A 15674-nucleotide genomic window follows, 5' to 3' on the forward strand; every position below is an offset into this window, starting at 1 on the left:
TGAACCGCCGTGCCGCTGCCACCGAAAAGAAGGTCCCCATGCCGATCCCCGTTCTTGAAGCCGTGGCGCTGACTTGCGAGCGTGACTGGCGCCTGCTGTTCGAGAACCTCGAATTGCGGTTGAGCGCGGGTGATATGGTGCAGATCAGCGGCCCCAACGGCAGCGGCAAGACCAGCCTGCTGCGCCTGTTGTGCGGGCTGATGCAGCCCACCGCCGGCAGCGTGCTGCTGGACGGCAAACCCCTCGCCAGCCAGCGCAGTGAATTGACGCGCCATCTGCTGTGGATCGGCCACGCCGCCGGCATCAAAGACTTGCTCACCCCCCTGGAAAACCTCGCCTGGCTCTGCGCGCTGCACACACCCGTAGACTCCGCCGAGATCTGGCGCGCCCTCGAAGCGGTCGGCCTGCGCGGCTTTGAAGACGTGCCGTGCCACACCTTGTCGGCGGGCCAGCGTCGCCGCGTCGCGCTGGCCCGTCTGTACCTGCCCGGCCCCGGGCTGTGGATGCTCGACGAGCCATTCACCGCACTGGACAAACAGGGCGTCGCGCAACTCGAAGCGCACCTGGCGGCTCACTGTGAAAAAGGCGGCGTCGTGGTGCTGACCACCCACCACACGCTGAGCCGCACACCCGCGGGTTATCGCGATCTGGACCTGGGGCAGTGGGCGGCATGAGTCAGGTGTTTACCCTGCTGATCGCCCGGGAAGCGCGCCTGCTGTTTCGGCGCCCGGCCGAACTGCTTAACCCGCTGGTGTTCTTCGCCATCGTCATCGCGCTGTTTCCCCTGGCCGTCGGCCCTGACACGCAACTGCTGCAGCGCCTGTCGCCAGGGTTGGTGTGGGTGGCCGCGCTGTTGTCCGTGCTGCTGTCGCTGGACGGCCTGTTCCGCAGCGATTTCGAAGACGGCTCCCTCGAACAGTGGGTGCTGTCGTCGCAGCCGCTGGCGCTGCTGGTGCTGGCCAAAGTGCTGGCGCACTGGGCGTTTTCCGGGCTGGCGCTGGTGTTGCTGTCTCCGCTGCTGGCGCTGATGCTGGGCCTGCCCACTGCGTGTTTGCCGGTGCTGCTGCTGTCGCTGCTGCTGGGCACGCCGGTGTTGAGCCTGCTCGGCGCGGTGGGCGCGGCCTTGACCGTGGGGCTCAAGCGCGGCGGTTTGCTGCTGGCGTTGTTGATTCTGCCGCTGTACATACCGGTGCTGATTCTCGGCAGCGGCGCGTTGCAGGCTGCACTTGAGGGCATGCCCGCGACCGGTTATCTGCTTTGGCTTGGCAGCCTGACCGCACTGGCGGTAACCCTGACGCCCTTTGCAATTGCCGCTGGTTTGAAGATCAGCGTTGGCGAATAATCGCACCCTGACCGAGCGGACAGTTTTTCCGTCGGCAGGTCCCGGACGCTTCAGCCATAAGAAGCGCCTTGCCCTGACAGCGCCTCTGGCTGAGACGCACTGTGATGACAAGCACCGTGATGAAAAGCACCGTGATGAAAAGGCAGCGAGATGAACACAAGCGCCAAGGCTAAAGGCGGCATGAGATGGGCCTGGTTCCACAAACTCGGTTCGCCCAAGTGGTTTTACGGCATCAGCGGCCGTCTGCTGCCGTGGCTGAGCATCGCTGCGGCCCTGTTGATCGGCATCGGCGTGGTCTGGGGCCTGGCGTTCGCGCCGCCCGACTACCAGCAAGGCAACAGCTTTCGCATCATTTATATCCACGTGCCGGCGGCGATGCTGGCCCAGTCCTGCTACGTGATGATGGCCGTGTGCGGCGTGGTCGGGCTGGTCTGGAAGATGAAGATGGCCGATGTCGCCCTGCAATGCGCAGCGCCCATCGGTGCGTGGATGACCGCCCTGGCGCTGGTCACCGGCGCGATCTGGGGCAAGCCGACGTGGGGTTCGTGGTGGGTCTGGGATGCGCGGCTGACGTCGATGCTTATTTTGCTGTTTCTGTATTTCGGCCTGATCGCGCTGGGCAACGCCATCACCAACCGCGACAGCGCCGCCAGGGCCTGCGCCGTGCTGGCCATCGTCGGCGTGATCAACATCCCGATCATCAAGTATTCGGTGGAATGGTGGAGCACCCTGCACCAGGGCGCGACCTTCAGCCTGACGGAAAAGCCCGCCATGCCCGCTGAAATGTGGCTGCCGCTGCTGTTCACCGTGCTCGGGTTTTACTGCTTTTTCGGCGCGGTGCTGCTGATGCGTATGCGCCTGGAAGTGCTCAAGCGCGAGGCCCGGGCCGGTTGGGTCAAGGAGGTATTGATGAAGCACCTTGGCCACCCAGCGCCTCCGAGCAACGGAGCCGAACGATGAGCTTCGAGTCTTTCAGCGATTTTCTCGCCATGGGCAAGCACGGGCTGTATGTCTGGTCGGCCTATGGCATCTGTTTCACCGTGCTGGCGATCAACGTCCTGGCACCGGTTGTCGCGCGTCGGCGTTACCTGCAACAAGAGGCGCGCCGTCTGCGTCGGGAGAGCATTACGTGAATCCGCTGCGAAAAAAGCGCCTGTTGATCATCGTGGCGATCCTCGCCGGGGTCGGCATCGCGGTCAGCCTTGCACTCAGCGCGCTGAAGGAAAACATCAACCTGTTCTACACCCCGACCCAGATCGCCGACGGCGAAGCGCCCCGTGACACGCGGATTCGCGCCGGTGGCATGGTGGTTCAGGGCTCGTTGCAGCGCTCGTCGGATTCGCTGGATGTCACCTTTGCCGTCACCGATTTCAACAAGTCGGTGCCCATCACCTATCGCGGCATCCTGCCGGACCTGTTCCGTGAAGGGCAGGGCATCGTCGCCCTCGGCAAACTCAATGCTGACGGTGTGGTCGTTGCCGATGAAGTGCTGGCCAAACACGACGAAAAATACATGCCGCCGGAAGTCGCGAAAGCGCTGAAAGACAGCGGCCAGCCCGCGCCCGCCGCCACGCCCGCCGCTCTCCCGGACAAACAGGGGTAAACGATGATTCCCGAACTCGGCCATCTGGCCATGATTTTGGCCCTGTGCTTCGCCCTTGTGCAGGCCATCGTGCCGCTGCTGGGCGCCTGGCGCGGCGACCGTCTGTGGATGAGCCTCGCCCAGCCCGCCGCCTGGGGGCAGTTTGCGTTTCTGGTGTTTGCCTTCGGCTGCCTGACCCATTCGTTCATGGTCGACGACTTTTCCGTGGCCTACGTCGCCGAAAACTCCAACAGCGCGCTGCCCTGGTACTACAAATTCAGCGCCGTGTGGGGCGCACACGAAGGGTCGTTGCTGCTCTGGGCGCTGATCCTCGGCGGCTGGACCTTCGCCGTGTCGATCTTTTCCCGACAGTTGCCCCAGGTCATGCTCGCCCGCGTGTTGGCGGTGATGGGGATGATCAGCGTCGGCTTTCTGTTGTTTCTGATCCTCACCTCCAACCCGTTCAGCCGCATCCTGCCGCAGATTCCTCAGGACGGGCGCGACCTCAACCCGCTGCTGCAAGACATCGGCCTGATCGTCCATCCGCCGATGCTGTACATGGGTTACGTCGGTTTTTCCGTGGCATTCGCCTTTGCCATCGCCGCCTTGCTCGGCGGTCGTCTTGATGCGGCGTGGGCGCGCTGGTCGCGGCCCTGGACCATCGTCGCCTGGGCCTTCCTCGGCATCGGCATCACCCTCGGTTCGTGGTGGGCCTATTACGAGCTCGGCTGGGGCGGCTGGTGGTTCTGGGACCCGGTGGAAAACGCCTCGTTCATGCCGTGGCTGGTGGGCACGGCGCTGATTCACTCGCTGGCGGTCACCGAAAAGCGCGGCGTGTTCAAGAGCTGGACCGTGCTGCTGGCCATCGCGGCGTTTTCACTGAGCCTGCTCGGCACCTTCCTCGTGCGCTCGGGCGTGCTGACGTCCGTGCACGCTTTTGCCTCCGATCCGGCCCGTGGCGTGTTCATCCTGATCTTCCTGTTGATGGTGGTCGGTGGCTCACTGACCCTGTTCGCCATCCGCGCGCCGGTGGTGAAAAGCCATGTCGGCTTCGGCCTGTGGTCGCGGGAAACCTTGCTGCTGGGCAATAACCTGGTGCTGGTGGTGGCGGCGTCGATGATTCTGCTCGGCACGCTGTACCCGCTGGTGCTGGATGCCCTGAGCGGGGCGAAGATGTCCGTCGGCCCTCCGTATTTCAATGCGTTGTTCGTGCCGCTGATGGGCTTGCTCATGGCAGTCATGGCCGTGGGCGTGCTGGTGCGCTGGAAGGACACGCCGGTCAAGTGGCTGTTGAGCATGCTCGCGCCGGTATTGGTCGGCAGCGCGGTGCTGGCAGTGATCGCCGGTTTTGCCATGGCCGACTTCCACTGGGCGGTGCTTGCCACCTGCCTGCTCGCGGCCTGGGTGTTGCTGGCCGGGGTGCGCGACCTGTTCGACAAGACGCGGCACAAAGGCCTGCTCAAAGGGATGCGCTCGCTGACCCGCAGTTACTGGGGCATGCAAGTGGCGCACCTCGGCATCGCGGTGCTGGCGCTGGGCGTTGTGCTGTCCAGCCAGAACAGCGCCGAACGTGACCTGCGCATGGCACCCGGAGAATCGGTGGAGTTGGGCGGCTATATGTTCGTGTTCGAGGGCGCTCAGCATTATCAGGGCCCGAACTTCACCTCTGATCGCGGCACCCTTCGCGTGCTGGAAGACGGTCAGGAAATTACCGTGCTGCACCCGGAAAAACGCTTGTACACCGTGCAGCGTTCGATGATGACCGAGGCCGGTATCGACGCCGGTTTCACCCGCGATCTGTACGTGGCGCTGGGCGAACCGCTGGAAAACGGCGCGTGGGCGGTGCGCGTGCACGTCAAGCCGTTCGTGCGCTGGATCTGGTTTGGTGGACTGATCACCGCACTGGGCGGCCTGCTGGCGGCGCTGGACAAACGTTATCGCGTCAAAGTCCGCGCGAAAGTGCGTGACGCGCTGGGCATGACGGGAGCGGCGGTATGAAGCGCTGGATGTTGCTGATCCCGCTGGTGCTGTTTCTCGGCATGGCGGGGTTGCTGTACCGAGGCTTGTACCTGGATCCGTCGGAATTGCCGTCGGCGCTGATCGGCAAGCCATTCCCAGAATTCAGCTTGCCTGCGGTGCAGGATGGCAAGCCGCTGACCCGCGCCGACCTGCTGGGCAAACCGGCGCTGGTCAATGTCTGGGGCACCTGGTGCGTGGCTTGCCGCGACGAGCATCCGGTGCTGACAAAACTCGCGCAGCAGGGCGTGGTGATTTATGGGGTCAATTACAAGGATGTGAATGCCGATGCGCAGAAGTGGCTCAAGGCGTTTCACGATCCGTATCAGCTGAACATCAATGATGAGGCGGGCAGCCTGGGTTTGAACCTGGGTGTGTATGGCGCGCCGGAGACTTTTTTGATCGATGCCAAGGGCGTCATTCGCTACAAGCATGTGGGCGTGATTGACGAGACCGTGTGGCGCGAGAAGCTGGCGGGCCAGTATCAGGCGCTGGTGGATGAGGGCAAGCAATGATCCCCCGGCATGATGTGGCGGCTGATGGTGATGGAGCTTCCGTGGGAGTCGAGCTTGCTCGCGAAGGCTTAAGTTCAGCCCATGGAGATGTGTCGAATGTTAGGACCTCTTCGCGAGCAAGCTCGCTCCCACAGGGGATTGGGGGTGTGTCTGCTGGCTTGCTGCTGAAGGGAGTGCGGCGGCTGGCGGCTGCTGCGGTATTGGCATTGGGCTTTGCAGGTGTGGCCCAGGCAGCGATTGATGCCTACACCTTCAAGGACGACGCCGAGCGTGCGCGCTATTCCGAACTGACTCGCGAGCTGCGCTGCCCGAAATGCCAGAATCAGGACATCGCTGATTCCAACGCGCCCATCGCCGCCGACCTGCGCAAAGAGATCTACCGCATGCTCGGCGAAGGCCAGAGCAATCAGCAGATCATCGATTTCATGGTCGATCGTTACGGCGAGTTCGTGCGCTACAAACCCGAGCTCAATGCCCACACCTGGCTGCTCTGGTTCGGTCCGGCCGGGCTGCTGTTGGGCGGCGCGGTGTTGATTGGTGTGATTGTCGTGCGCCGGCGCCGCTCAGGCCGCGAAGACGCCGACGTGCTTTCCGAGGAGGAGCGTCAGCGCCTCGCCCACTTGCTGGATAAGAACCGCGAATGATCGATTTCTGGATGGCCGCCGGCCTGTTGTTGCTGGTGGCCTTGAGTTTCCTGCTGATCCCCGTGGTGCGCGGCCGTCGCGCACAGACTGAGGAAGATCGCACCGCCCTCAACGTCGCCCTGTATCAGGAGCGCATCGCCGAGCTGCAAGCGCAGCAGGAGGAGGGCGTGCTTTCGGCCGCGCAGATGGACGGCGGCCGTGCCGAGGCGGCGCGTGAATTGCTCGCTGACACCGAAGGCGTGGGTGCTGAACGCGTGTCGCGGCTGGGCAAGCCGCTGCCGTTGCTGGCGGCGATTCTGGTCCCGGTCTTGGCGTTGGGGCTGTATCTGCATTTCGGCGCGTCGGACAAGGTCGAGCTGACCCGGGAGTTCTCACAGCCACCGGGTTCGCTGGCGCAGATGACCGAGCGTCTGGAGCGTGCGGTCAAGGCACAACCGGATTCCGCCGAGAGCGCGTACTTTCTGGCGCGCACCTACATGGCCCAGGATCGCCCGGCCGATGCCGCCCGGATGTTCGAGCGCGCGGCCAAGCTGGCGGGGCGTCAGCCGCAGCTGCTGGGTCAGTGGGCCCAGGCGCTGTATTTCGCTGGCAACAAAACCTGGACGCCGCAGATTCAAGGGATCGCCGAAGAAGCGTTGAAGCTCGACCCCAGGGAAGTCACCAGCCTGGGCCTGATGGGCATCAACGCCTTCGAGAGCCAGCAGTTCGATCAGGCGGTGAGTTACTGGACGCGCTTGCTGGCGGTTTTGCCGCCGGACGATCCGTCCCGTGGGGCGCTGGAAGGCGGGATCAAACGGGCCAGCGACAAGGTCGTGCAAAGCGGGGGCACGCTGGAAAACACCCAGCCGGTGGCGGTTCAGGGCGCACGTCTGAAGGTGCGCGTCACGCTGTCGGAAGCGTTGAAAGCCAAGGTTCAGCCGGGCGACACGGTGTTTGTGTTTGCCCGCGCGGTGTCAGGCCCGCCGGCGCCGCTGGCGGTCAAGCGCGTGACCGTGGCCGACTTGCCGGTGGAGGTCGAGCTGACCGACGCCGACGCGATGATGCCGCAGCTGAAACTGTCGAACTTCGCCGAAGTCCAACTGGTGGCCCGGGTGTCCCGCGCCGGTCAGCCCACGGCGGGGGAATGGATCGGTCGCAGCCAGCCGTTGCCGAGCAACGTGACGGCGCCGCAGGCCCTGACCATCGACAGCCCCGATCAGTAATCCCGTTAACGCAGCGAGTAGAGAGCCCTTATGTATCGCGTCGCCCGTTTTGCCTTGTTGAGTCTGGTGGTGGGATTGACCGCAGCCTGTGCGGTGCAGCATCCGGGGCCACAGAGCTCCGAGCCGATCCCGACCATCCCCGGCCCGTCGCCGACGCCGCAGCCCGGCACCCCGCGGACTGCGCCAGAGACGCCGCCGTCCACGCCGATCCCGGCGCCGGGCCCGAAAACCTCTTCGCACTTCGCCCCGCCGCCGGGTGGCAACAGCCACTGGGATGCGCGCCTGGGTGTGCATGTGCTGGATAACGTGCCGAATACGTTTTATCGCCAGCGTACGTATTACCGCTGGAACAATGGCTGGACGTGGTCGACTTCGCCAAGCGGGCCTTGGCAGGAGACCGATGCCAGTGGCGTGCCGCCGGGGTTGAGCAAGCAGTTCGGGAATTGAGTCCGTCAAGATCAAGATCAAGGGCGTCTGCCTAACGGCAGACATTTCGCCTTCGGCGAGTTACTTGGAAAAGCACCCCAAGTAACCAAGGGTGCCTGCTCCTGGTTGGGCCCTTCGTTCCTCAGGGTTCCTTCACTCCGTTCCCGCTGCGTGGGCCCGCGCCGAACGGGCATCCATGCCCTGACGGCGCTCTCGCCGCATCCATGCGGCTCGGCCCACTCCGCGAGACCTCCGTTCAGCCTGCACCCAAGTCGCGATTTGTGGTGTTTGGGCTTTTTGCGTATGAAGATCAAAAGCAGATCAAAGGCTTCCCGGCTGAAGCCGGTCCTACAGTCGCGGTCGCCGCCACTTTTTCTGATTGTTCCCACGCTCCGCGTGGTAACGCCGCCTCGGATGCTCTGCGTCCCGCAGACGATGCGCCTTGAGTCCGGGGGAGTGACGCGGAGCGTCACGGGATGCATTCCCACGCGGAGCGGGGGAACGATCAACAGTCGTAGTGACCGCGCACACTTGTAGGACCGGCTTCAGCCGGGAAGCTGTTGATCTTGATCTTCAAACACATAACGCCCAGACGACACCCATCGCGACTTGGGTGCAGGCTGAACGCAGGTTTTGCGCAGTGGGCCGAGCCGCATGGATGCGGCGAGAGCGCCGTCAGGACATGGATGTCCGTTCGGCGAGAGCGCCGTCAGGACATGGATGTCCGTTCGGCGCGGGCCCACGGAGCAAGACCGGAGTGAAGGAACCCTGACGAAGGAAGGGCCCAACCGAGAGCAGGCACCCTTGGTTACCTGGGGATGGTGCGACTTTCGACTTTTCCAAGTAACTCGCCGAAGGCGAAACCCGAGGCCGTTAGGCCGACGCCCTTGATCTTTCTAAGCCACGCCGTAGGTCTAAAACCGCGTTTTATTTGGCCGGATAGATCTGATCAAACACCCCACCGTCATTGAAGTGGGTCTTTTGCACGGTGCGCCAGTCGCCGAAGGTTTTTTCCACTGACAGGAAGTCCACTTTCGGGAAGCGGTCGGTGTATTTGGCCAGCACTGCGGGGTCCCGCGGACGCAGGTAGTTGGCGGCCGCGATTTCCTGGCCTTCTGGCGACCACAGGTACTTCAGGTATTCCTCGGCCACGGCGCGGGTGCCTTTCTTGTCGACCACTTTGTCCACGACGCTCACCGGCGGTTCGGCTTCGGCGGAGACGCTCGGGTAGACCACTTCGAACTGATCACGACCAAACTCGCGGGCGATCATTTCCGCCTCGTTTTCGAAAGTCACTAGCACGTCGCCGATGTGGTTGGTCATGAACGTGGTGGTCGCGCCACGGCCGCCGGTGTCGAGCACGGGTACGTGGCTGAACAGCTCGCCGACGAATTTCTTCGCCGCTGCTTCATCGCCGCCGTTTTTCAGCGTGTAGCCCCAGGCCGAGAGGTAGGTGTAGCGGCCGTTGCCCGAGGTTTTCGGGTTCGGCACCACGACTTCAACGCCATCCTTGACCAGGTCCGGCCAGTCCTTCAGCGCCTTCGGGTTGCCCTTGCGCACGATGAACACCGTGGCCGAGGTGAACGGCGCGCTGTTGTTCGGCAGGCGGGTGACCCAGTCCTTCGTCACCAGCTCGCCGTTGTCGGCCAGCGCATTGATGTCAGTGGCCATGTTCATGGTGATGACATCGGCAGGCAAGCCATCGATCACCGACCGCGCCTGCTTGCTCGACCCGCCGAAGGACATCTGAATCGTCGCGTTTTCTTTGTGCTCAGCTTCCCAGTGCTTCTGGAACGCAGCGTTGTAGTCCTTGTAGAAGTCGCGCATCACGTCATACGACACGTTCAGCAGCGACGGCGCGGCGGCCTGTGCAGCGCTGCCCAGAGCCAGTCCTGCGGCGAGCAGGGAAGCGGCGAAGATCTTTTTCACTGTGGATTCCTTGTGGCGTTGAGCAGGGGGCGTTTAGTGATTCGCTCTTGGAAGAGCCGTTGTTATAACCAGGCAAGATGGCCAATGGCTGGCGACTATAACCAAAGTCCCCAGCGGCTCAATAGATCAAAAACTCATGTGCTTATGTCCCGTTGCGCGTCCGCCGGTGTGGCCATCGCGCCGAGCTTGGGAAACAGCGCATTGCCGCAGCGCGAACAGAACGCCGCGTTGGGTTCATGGGCGTTCTTGGCGCACACCGGGCAGTCGTGCTGCAGCTGATCCCCGCGCATGGCGTTGGCCAGTTCGGCGGTGAAAATCCCGGTGGGCACGGCGATGATCGAGTAACCGGTGATCATCACCAGCGACGACAGGATTTGCCCGATCGGCGTCTTCGGCACGATGTCGCCAAAGCCCACCGTGGTCAGGGTGACGATCGCCCAATAGATGCCCTTGGGAATGCTGGTGAAGCCGTGCTCCGGCCCTTCGACGACGTACATCAGCGTGCCGAACACCGTCACCAGCGTCGACACGGTGGCGAGAAACACGATGATCTTCTGCTTGCTGCCACGCAGGGCGGCGAGCAGGTAGTTGGCCTGTTTCAGATAAGGGCTGAGCTTGAGCACGCGGAAGATCCGCAGCATGCGCACCACGCGCACGATCAGCAGGTATTGCGCGTCGCTGTAATAGATCGCCAGGATGCCCGGCACGATCGCCAGCAAATCGATCAGGCCGTAGAAGCTGAAGGCGTACTTGAGGGGTTTGGGCGAGCAGTACAGGCGCAGCAGGTACTCGACCGCGAAGATGAAGGTGAAGGTCCACTCGATCCAGGCCAGGGGCGCAGCGTAGTTGCGGTGAACGGCCTCGATGCTGTCGATGATCGCCACGAGCAGGCTGCAGAGAATGAGCACCAGCAGGATCTTGTCGAAGCGTCGGCCGGGTTTGGTGTCACTTTGAAAAATGATGATGCGTAGCTGTTCGCGCCAGCTGATGTTGCTGTCCATGGGGTCGTTCCGCGTGCAAGGTCGGCAGAGCGTGGGACAAAGCGCTCAGGAGCGCAACCTGTCATCACCGATAGCCTGACGCAGCAGCCGGGCGCTGGCCTGCACCAGCCAGCAGGCCAGAATGAACGGGGCGGTGAGCGTCGCCAGCCCCATGGCTGCAAACCCCGGCTGCAACAGAATCGACAGCGCAATGGCGCTCGCCGGTAACCAGGGTTTGTGCCGCGCCTGACTGAAGGCCAGCCCGGCCAGCGCCGGGTTGTAGCCGCACAGAGTGGGCAGTGGCAAGTCAGGCTGCGACTGCCACAGCACGAAGGTGACGCCGCTGAGGCAACCGACAAAGGCCCAGAGCGCGGCGCGCCGATTGGCGATCAGCAGCCCGACACCGATCATCACCCCGGCCAGCGGATGATCGAGCAGAAAGACCTGACCAAAACCCAGCGGCAGCGCGTGGATCGGACTCACGTCTGCGACAGCGACTGAAGTCGGCCCGACAAACATCAATAACAACCAGCCAAACAGCACGAAGGGCGCGGTGTAGACGTTGAGGCACGTAGCGCGCGGCGTGCGTTCCAGCCAGGCGTGCATGAGCATTGCGCTGAGTCCGCCGCAGGCAATGGTGAGCAGCGGCACCAGTGGCGACCATTCGAATCGGTAGCCGATCAGCAGGCCCAGCAAAACCCCGTTGTAGCTATAGAGCCCAGCCTGGCGCCTGACTTTCGGGTACCCGCGCCGTTGCGCCGTGAGCAAACCGTCGACGGCACCCAGCAGCGCGTCGCCCAGGGAGGAGGGCGCGCTGATCAGAATCGCCACCAGACAGAAAACCCCGCAGAGGGGGCTGCGTTGCAGGAGCACCTGACTGAAACCGTTGAGCAGGGCTTCGGCCCAGTCGGGGCAATGGTGGGGAGGTGGGGCGAGGAGGGTCGGCATGTCTGTATTCAATAATTGTATTTATTGTATACATAATGGCTTGAGGTACGTAGTTCAGCAAGGCTGTAAGCGAGCTACATTCTCTCATCGCCACTCCAGCTGACACACCGTGTATTTCTGTAGGACCGGCTTCAGCCGGGAAAGCCTCAGGCGTCACACCGCAAAATTGAGGGTGCCCAGGCCGGCCCCTTCCCGGCTAAAGCCAGTCCTACGGAAACACCGCGTACCCCTGTGGGACCGGCTTTAGCCGGGAAAGCGCCAGGCGTCACAGCGCAAAATTGAGGGTGCCCAGGCCGGCCCCTTCCCGGCTAAAGCCAGTCCTACGGAAACACCGCGTACCCCTGCGGGACCGGCTTTAGCCGGGAAAGCGTCAGGCGCCACACCGAAAATTTTATGGAGCGAAATCGGGTTTTCACACCCGAAACTGCCGCAACAACCCATTCAGCTGTTCACTCAACCCCTTGAGCTGATTGCTCGCCGCGCTGGACTGTTCGGCCGCCACCGCCGTGCTCTGGGACAACTGCGCCGCCTGGGTGACGTTCTGGTTGATGTCTTCCACCACGTGGGATTGCTCAAGGGTCGCACTGGCGATGGAGGCGTTGAGGCCGTTGAGGTTGCGCAGCGCCTGGCTGATCGACGTCAGGCTCTGGCCGGCCAGGTTGGCCTGCTCGATAGTCAGCTGCGAAGAACGACTGCTGTCGGCGATCACTTTTACTGCGGCATCCGAATGCGCCTGCAGGCGCTCGATCATCGCCTGGATTTCCGCCGTGGATTTCTGCGTGCGCTGGGCCAGCAGGCGGACCTCGTCTGCGACGACGGCGAAGCCACGGCCCTGATCACCCGCGCGGGCGGCTTCGATGGCGGCGTTGAGCGCCAGCAGATTGGTCTGCTCGGCGATCGAACTGATCACCTCCAGCACACCGCCGATCTGCGTGCTTTCGCTGGCCAGCGTGCGAATCACTTCCACGGCCTGATCGATGGTGCCGGACAGGTGCCCGATCTGCTTCAGGCTGCTGTCGATGTTGGCCTGACCCTGCTGCGCCTGGGATTCGGCGTTGCGCATCTCGCTGGCGGCGTGCTCGGCGTTCTTCGCCACGTCCTGCACGCCATAAGTGACCTCATTGACCGCCGTGGCCACCTGCTCCATCTGCAGCGACTGCTGCTGGCTGCGTTCCTGGGCCTGAATGGCGTTGCTGCCCAGCTCACTCGACGCCTGACCCAGGCCGACCGCAGACGACTGCAGCTCACTGACCACCCGCCGCAGCTTGGCGGTGAACGCATTGAAGTGCCGGGCCAGTTGCGTGACTTCGTCGTTGCCCTGGGTTTCCAGGGTGCGGGTCAGGTCGCTTTCGCCGCTGGCGATATTGGCCATCGCCTCGACGGTGGCCTTGAGCGGGCCGGCGATGCTGCGTGCGATCAGAATCAACAGCAGCGCCATGACCAGAATGATGCCGGCACTGATCGACAGCGCCTTGACCACCTGCTTGTAGAACTCGGCCTGCACGTCATCGATGTAAACGCCCGAGCCGATGATCCAGCCCCACGGCGCGAACAGCGAGATGTACGAGGTCTTGCCGACCGCATCAGTGGCGCCGGGCTTTGGCCAGCGGTAGTTGACCATGCCTCCGCCTTTGGCCTTGGCCAGGGTGACCATCTCGTTGAAGACCTGAAAGCCGTCCGGGTCTTTGATGCCGGACAGGTCCTGGCCTACCAGCTTGGGATTGGCCGGGTGCATGATCATCACCGGGCGCAGGTCGTTGATCCAGAAATAGTCGGTCTGGTTGTAGCGCAGCCCGCGAATGGCATCCATCGCCTGCTGTTGGGCCTGCTCGCGGGGCAGGGTACCGGCGGTTTCGAGGCCATGGTAGTAATCGAGCAGGCCGCTGGCGGTCTGCACCACGTGCATGGTCTTGACGGTTTTGGCTTCGTACAGATCGTCGTGGATCTGTTTGAGCATCGCCGCCGCCAGCGTGAACAGCATCACCACGGCGACGATGAGAATCAGCCACAAGCGCCGGCTGATCGAAAGATTGCGCATATTCATGATCGTCACTCCGCTTCTTTATTCTTCTTGTTCGGCCAGGCCGCTCTATAACCGCTTGCACGACAGCCCATTGACCCGCATCCCTCAGCGGAGGGAAGCCATGGTGTCATTAAGCATCTCGGCCTCACCTGTATAAACCTGAGTGTGGGCGCACGTAACCGACACAGGTATAGCCAAAGGCTTACACAACCTGAGGAACTTGGCTCTAGGTTGAAACACATCCTCGCGGTACATTGGATCCATCAACTGCAGCAACGGACCGCTGCAGGATCAAGGACGATCGACCGTTGCCAGGCATTGGCGGCCAACAGGAAGTTGGACGGTGTTGCACAAACCCGCTTCGGCGGGTTTTTTATTGCCTGCGATTCCGTAAAGTCCCGTTTGTACGGTTTCATTTCCAGAATCTGCACATCGTTTCGACCAAATGTTGCTTCCCAATGGAATTTCCGGCGCTCGCGCCGCTCACAGTACGGACTACACCCGAGTCCAGGACAGGGCCGGCCGGGCAGGCATGGGAAATAATTATTGTGGATGTGGCGCAAATGGCAGCAGACGTACCAAACATGGGACTCATTCTGGTGGTTGAGGACGAGGAGATCATTCGCGAGTTCGTTTGCGAAATCCTCGAGGATGAAGGCTTTACCACCCATGCGCTGGAGACTGCAGACGAGGCGGCGAAGTACCTCGAAAGCAACTCGGGCGACGTGGCGCTCCTCCTGACCGATATCCTCATGCCGGGCACCTTGAACGGTGCGGACCTTGCGAACCTGTCGAGCAACAAGTATCCGCAGATCCCGATCCTGATCATGTCAGGTCACGAGACACCCGAGAGCTCGGGTGTCGTACATCCAGTCGTGTTCATCCGCAAGCCCTGGAGCTTCGGCCAGCTCTTGCAAGGTGTGAACAGGGCCTTGGGCTACGACAAGGAAGAAAGCCAGTGACCTTCAGCGGTCCGGCTCACACCCTTTGAGCACCAGGCGGATGATGGTCTGGGCGGCCGCTTCGTAATCAGCGTCGTCCAGGGTCGCTTTACCCGTCACCGTGGAAATCTGCCAGTCGAAGTCGGCGTAGGTCTGGGTCGCGGCCCAGATGCTGAACATCAGATGATGGGGGTCGATCGGCGCGATCAGACCGTCATCGATCCAGCCCTGAATACATTCGATGTTATGCCGGGCCTGTCCATTCAGTTGCTCAACCTGCTCGGGCGTCAAATGCGGCGCGCCGTGCATGATCTCGCTGGCGAACACCTTTGAAGCGAAGGGCAGCTCGCGGGAGATGCGGATCTTGGAGCGGATGTAGCTCGTCAGCACTTCAGCCGGCACACCCTCGCGATTGAACGGCGTCGACGCCTGCATGATTGGCTCGATGATGCTTTCGAGCACCTCGCGATACAGATTGTCCTTGGACTTGAAGTAGTAATAAACGTTGGGCTTGGGCACACCCGCCTTGGCGGCGATGTCGCTGGTCTTGCTGGCGGCGAATCCCTTATCGGCAAATTCTTCGCTGGCTGCGCGCAGGATCAGTTCTTTGTTGCGCTCGCGGATGCTGCTCATAAACCGGTATGTCCTTGCCTGCTCGGCGGTGGCGAATGTTAGCACCGGCCTCGCAGCAGGCTCAACATTGCCTCGGCTGCGCAACAACATCCCCTTTGTCCACCGGCTTTGTCACTGGCGCGACCGCGCGCCAATGCTATTGTGTGGCGGGTTGTACCGGGAGCAGTAGCGGAATGGCAGCAACAAAACTGGCGCCTTATCAAGGCTGAACGCATATTCGGTGGCGAGGTGTCGGCAGCATGAACAGCCCATTGTTTTCCAGCGTCGTTGCGTATGCCCAGCATTGCGAGCGTCAGCTGGTGGAAATCCTGCACCGCCGGCCGACGCTCGACCGGCAGCAGGTCATGACCTGGGTCGACGAGCAGAGTCATGCGATGAAAGACCGTGATCCCCTCGACCTGCTGCGCTCGCTGAACGCGAGGGTGCGAGCGGGCAAGCCGCTGCCGTGGGAAGGGCATTCCTGAGGGGGTGACCCTGGCCGCGTTTGCCTGTG

At 62.6% G+C, this 15674-nt stretch carries 17 protein-coding genes; 12 read left to right on the forward strand and 5 right to left on the reverse strand.

Features of this window, described 5'->3' with window-relative positions; all coding sequences use genetic code 11:
- The first annotated feature begins 38 nt into the window (after positions 1-38).
- The 10 genes from ccmA (at position 39) to ABEH28_RS00610 (ending at position 7748) form a co-directional block, all read left to right on the forward strand.
- Positions 39-674 carry a cytochrome c biogenesis heme-transporting ATPase CcmA gene (ccmA, locus tag ABEH28_RS00565; RefSeq protein WP_346628765.1) on the forward strand — a complete coding sequence of 212 codons (636 nt, stop codon included), beginning with the start codon at positions 39-41 and terminating at the stop codon, positions 672-674.
- Positions 671-1342: a heme exporter protein CcmB gene (ccmB, locus tag ABEH28_RS00570; RefSeq protein ID WP_205482733.1), complete on the forward strand. Its 672-nt coding sequence runs from the start codon at positions 671-673 to the stop codon at positions 1340-1342. Before ccmA ends, ccmB begins: the two co-directional genes overlap by 4 nt.
- Before the next feature lie 180 nt (positions 1343-1522).
- On the forward strand, positions 1523-2302 hold the full coding sequence (locus tag ABEH28_RS00575) for a heme ABC transporter permease (protein WP_346629174.1): 780 nt from the start codon (positions 1523-1525) through the stop codon (positions 2300-2302).
- Positions 2299-2475 carry a heme exporter protein CcmD gene (gene ccmD, locus ABEH28_RS00580; protein WP_122536811.1) on the forward strand — a complete coding sequence of 59 codons (177 nt, stop codon included), beginning with the start codon at positions 2299-2301 and terminating at the stop codon, positions 2473-2475. Before ABEH28_RS00575 ends, ccmD begins: the two co-directional genes overlap by 4 nt.
- Positions 2472-2945, forward strand: a complete 474-nt coding sequence (ccmE, locus tag ABEH28_RS00585) for a cytochrome c maturation protein CcmE (RefSeq protein WP_192174169.1) — start codon at positions 2472-2474, stop codon at positions 2943-2945. Before ccmD ends, ccmE begins: the two co-directional genes overlap by 4 nt.
- Before the next feature lie 3 nt (positions 2946-2948).
- Complete coding sequence (locus ABEH28_RS00590; RefSeq protein WP_346628766.1) at positions 2949-4922, forward strand: heme lyase CcmF/NrfE family subunit; 1974 nt, start codon at positions 2949-2951, stop codon at positions 4920-4922.
- Positions 4919-5455 carry a DsbE family thiol:disulfide interchange protein gene (locus ABEH28_RS00595; RefSeq protein WP_346628767.1) on the forward strand — a complete coding sequence of 179 codons (537 nt, stop codon included), beginning with the start codon at positions 4919-4921 and terminating at the stop codon, positions 5453-5455. Before ABEH28_RS00590 ends, ABEH28_RS00595 begins: the two co-directional genes overlap by 4 nt.
- Positions 5456-5628: 173 nt before the next feature.
- Positions 5629-6099, forward strand: a complete 471-nt coding sequence (locus tag ABEH28_RS00600) for a cytochrome c-type biogenesis protein (protein WP_346629175.1) — start codon at positions 5629-5631, stop codon at positions 6097-6099.
- A complete protein-coding gene (gene ccmI / locus ABEH28_RS00605) occupies positions 6096-7301 on the forward strand; it encodes a c-type cytochrome biogenesis protein CcmI (protein WP_346628768.1) in 1206 nt (401 codons plus the stop codon). The genes ABEH28_RS00600 and ccmI overlap by 4 nt, the downstream gene beginning before the upstream one ends.
- A gap of 30 nt (positions 7302-7331) precedes the next feature.
- On the forward strand, positions 7332-7748 hold the full coding sequence (locus ABEH28_RS00610) for a hypothetical protein (RefSeq protein WP_282372845.1): 417 nt from the start codon (positions 7332-7334) through the stop codon (positions 7746-7748).
- Between the two features lie 906 nt (positions 7749-8654).
- On the opposite strand, the gene ABEH28_RS00615 is transcribed toward ABEH28_RS00610, so the two are convergent.
- From ABEH28_RS00615 to ABEH28_RS00630, 4 genes are all read right to left on the reverse strand, one after another.
- A complete protein-coding gene (locus ABEH28_RS00615; RefSeq protein ID WP_346628769.1) occupies positions 8655-9656 on the reverse strand; it encodes a sulfate ABC transporter substrate-binding protein in 1002 nt (333 codons plus the stop codon).
- A 134-nt stretch (positions 9657-9790) separates the two neighbouring features.
- Positions 9791-10657, reverse strand: a complete 867-nt coding sequence (locus ABEH28_RS00620; protein ID WP_346628770.1) for an ion transporter — start codon at positions 10655-10657, stop codon at positions 9791-9793.
- A 45-nt stretch (positions 10658-10702) separates the two neighbouring features.
- The gene (locus tag ABEH28_RS00625) at positions 10703-11584 is read right to left on the reverse strand and encodes an urea transporter (RefSeq protein WP_346628771.1); all 882 of its coding nucleotides are present in this window, start codon (positions 11582-11584) and stop codon (positions 10703-10705) included.
- A 412-nt stretch (positions 11585-11996) separates the two neighbouring features.
- Positions 11997-13628: a methyl-accepting chemotaxis protein gene (locus ABEH28_RS00630; RefSeq protein WP_346628772.1), complete on the reverse strand. Its 1632-nt coding sequence runs from the start codon at positions 13626-13628 to the stop codon at positions 11997-11999.
- 563 nt (positions 13629-14191) lie between these two features.
- Here ABEH28_RS00630 and ABEH28_RS00635 point away from each other — a divergent pair.
- Entirely contained in the window at positions 14192-14569 is a 378-nt protein-coding gene (locus ABEH28_RS00635; RefSeq protein WP_244656027.1) for a response regulator, read from the forward strand.
- A 3-nt stretch (positions 14570-14572) separates the two neighbouring features.
- On the opposite strand, the gene ABEH28_RS00640 is transcribed toward ABEH28_RS00635, so the two are convergent.
- Positions 14573-15181, reverse strand: a complete 609-nt coding sequence (locus ABEH28_RS00640; RefSeq protein ID WP_192174179.1) for a TetR/AcrR family transcriptional regulator — start codon at positions 15179-15181, stop codon at positions 14573-14575.
- A 239-nt stretch (positions 15182-15420) separates the two neighbouring features.
- On the opposite strand from ABEH28_RS00640, the gene ABEH28_RS00645 reads away from it, so the two are divergent.
- Positions 15421-15645, forward strand: coding sequence for a hypothetical protein (locus tag ABEH28_RS00645; protein ID WP_065988731.1), 225 nt, complete (start codon positions 15421-15423; stop codon positions 15643-15645).
- Positions 15646-15674: the final 29 nt, after the last annotated feature.

The sequence above is a fragment of the Pseudomonas sp. Ps21-P2 genome (assembly GCF_039672565.1).
Lineage (GTDB): Bacteria > Pseudomonadota > Gammaproteobacteria > Pseudomonadales > Pseudomonadaceae > Aquipseudomonas.

What these genes read in the sequence shown, in the direction of transcription:
- ABEH28_RS00630 (WP_346628772.1), bottom strand. Translation starts at nt 13,628, where the DNA reads ATGAATATGCGCAATCTTTCGATCAGCCGGCGCTTGTGGCTGATTCTC.
- ccmA (WP_346628765.1), top strand. Translation starts at nt 39, where the DNA reads ATGCCGATCCCCGTTCTTGAAGCCGTGGCGCTGACTTGCGAGCGTGAC.
- ABEH28_RS00595 (WP_346628767.1), top strand. Translation starts at nt 4,919, where the DNA reads ATGAAGCGCTGGATGTTGCTGATCCCGCTGGTGCTGTTTCTCGGCATG.
- ABEH28_RS00620 (WP_346628770.1), bottom strand. Translation starts at nt 10,657, where the DNA reads ATGGACAGCAACATCAGCTGGCGCGAACAGCTACGCATCATCATTTTT.
- ccmI (WP_346628768.1), top strand. Translation starts at nt 6,096, where the DNA reads ATGATCGATTTCTGGATGGCCGCCGGCCTGTTGTTGCTGGTGGCCTTG.
- ccmD (WP_122536811.1), top strand. Translation starts at nt 2,299, where the DNA reads ATGAGCTTCGAGTCTTTCAGCGATTTTCTCGCCATGGGCAAGCACGGG.
- ABEH28_RS00625 (WP_346628771.1), bottom strand. Translation starts at nt 11,584, where the DNA reads ATGCCGACCCTCCTCGCCCCACCTCCCCACCATTGCCCCGACTGGGCC.
- ABEH28_RS00590 (WP_346628766.1), top strand. Translation starts at nt 2,949, where the DNA reads ATGATTCCCGAACTCGGCCATCTGGCCATGATTTTGGCCCTGTGCTTC.
- ABEH28_RS00635 (WP_244656027.1), top strand. Translation starts at nt 14,192, where the DNA reads ATGGGACTCATTCTGGTGGTTGAGGACGAGGAGATCATTCGCGAGTTC.
- ABEH28_RS00575 (WP_346629174.1), top strand. Translation starts at nt 1,523, where the DNA reads ATGAGATGGGCCTGGTTCCACAAACTCGGTTCGCCCAAGTGGTTTTAC.
- ABEH28_RS00645 (WP_065988731.1), top strand. Translation starts at nt 15,421, where the DNA reads ATGAACAGCCCATTGTTTTCCAGCGTCGTTGCGTATGCCCAGCATTGC.
- ABEH28_RS00640 (WP_192174179.1), bottom strand. Translation starts at nt 15,181, where the DNA reads ATGAGCAGCATCCGCGAGCGCAACAAAGAACTGATCCTGCGCGCAGCC.
- ccmB (WP_205482733.1), top strand. Translation starts at nt 671, where the DNA reads ATGAGTCAGGTGTTTACCCTGCTGATCGCCCGGGAAGCGCGCCTGCTG.
- ABEH28_RS00610 (WP_282372845.1), top strand. Translation starts at nt 7,332, where the DNA reads ATGTATCGCGTCGCCCGTTTTGCCTTGTTGAGTCTGGTGGTGGGATTG.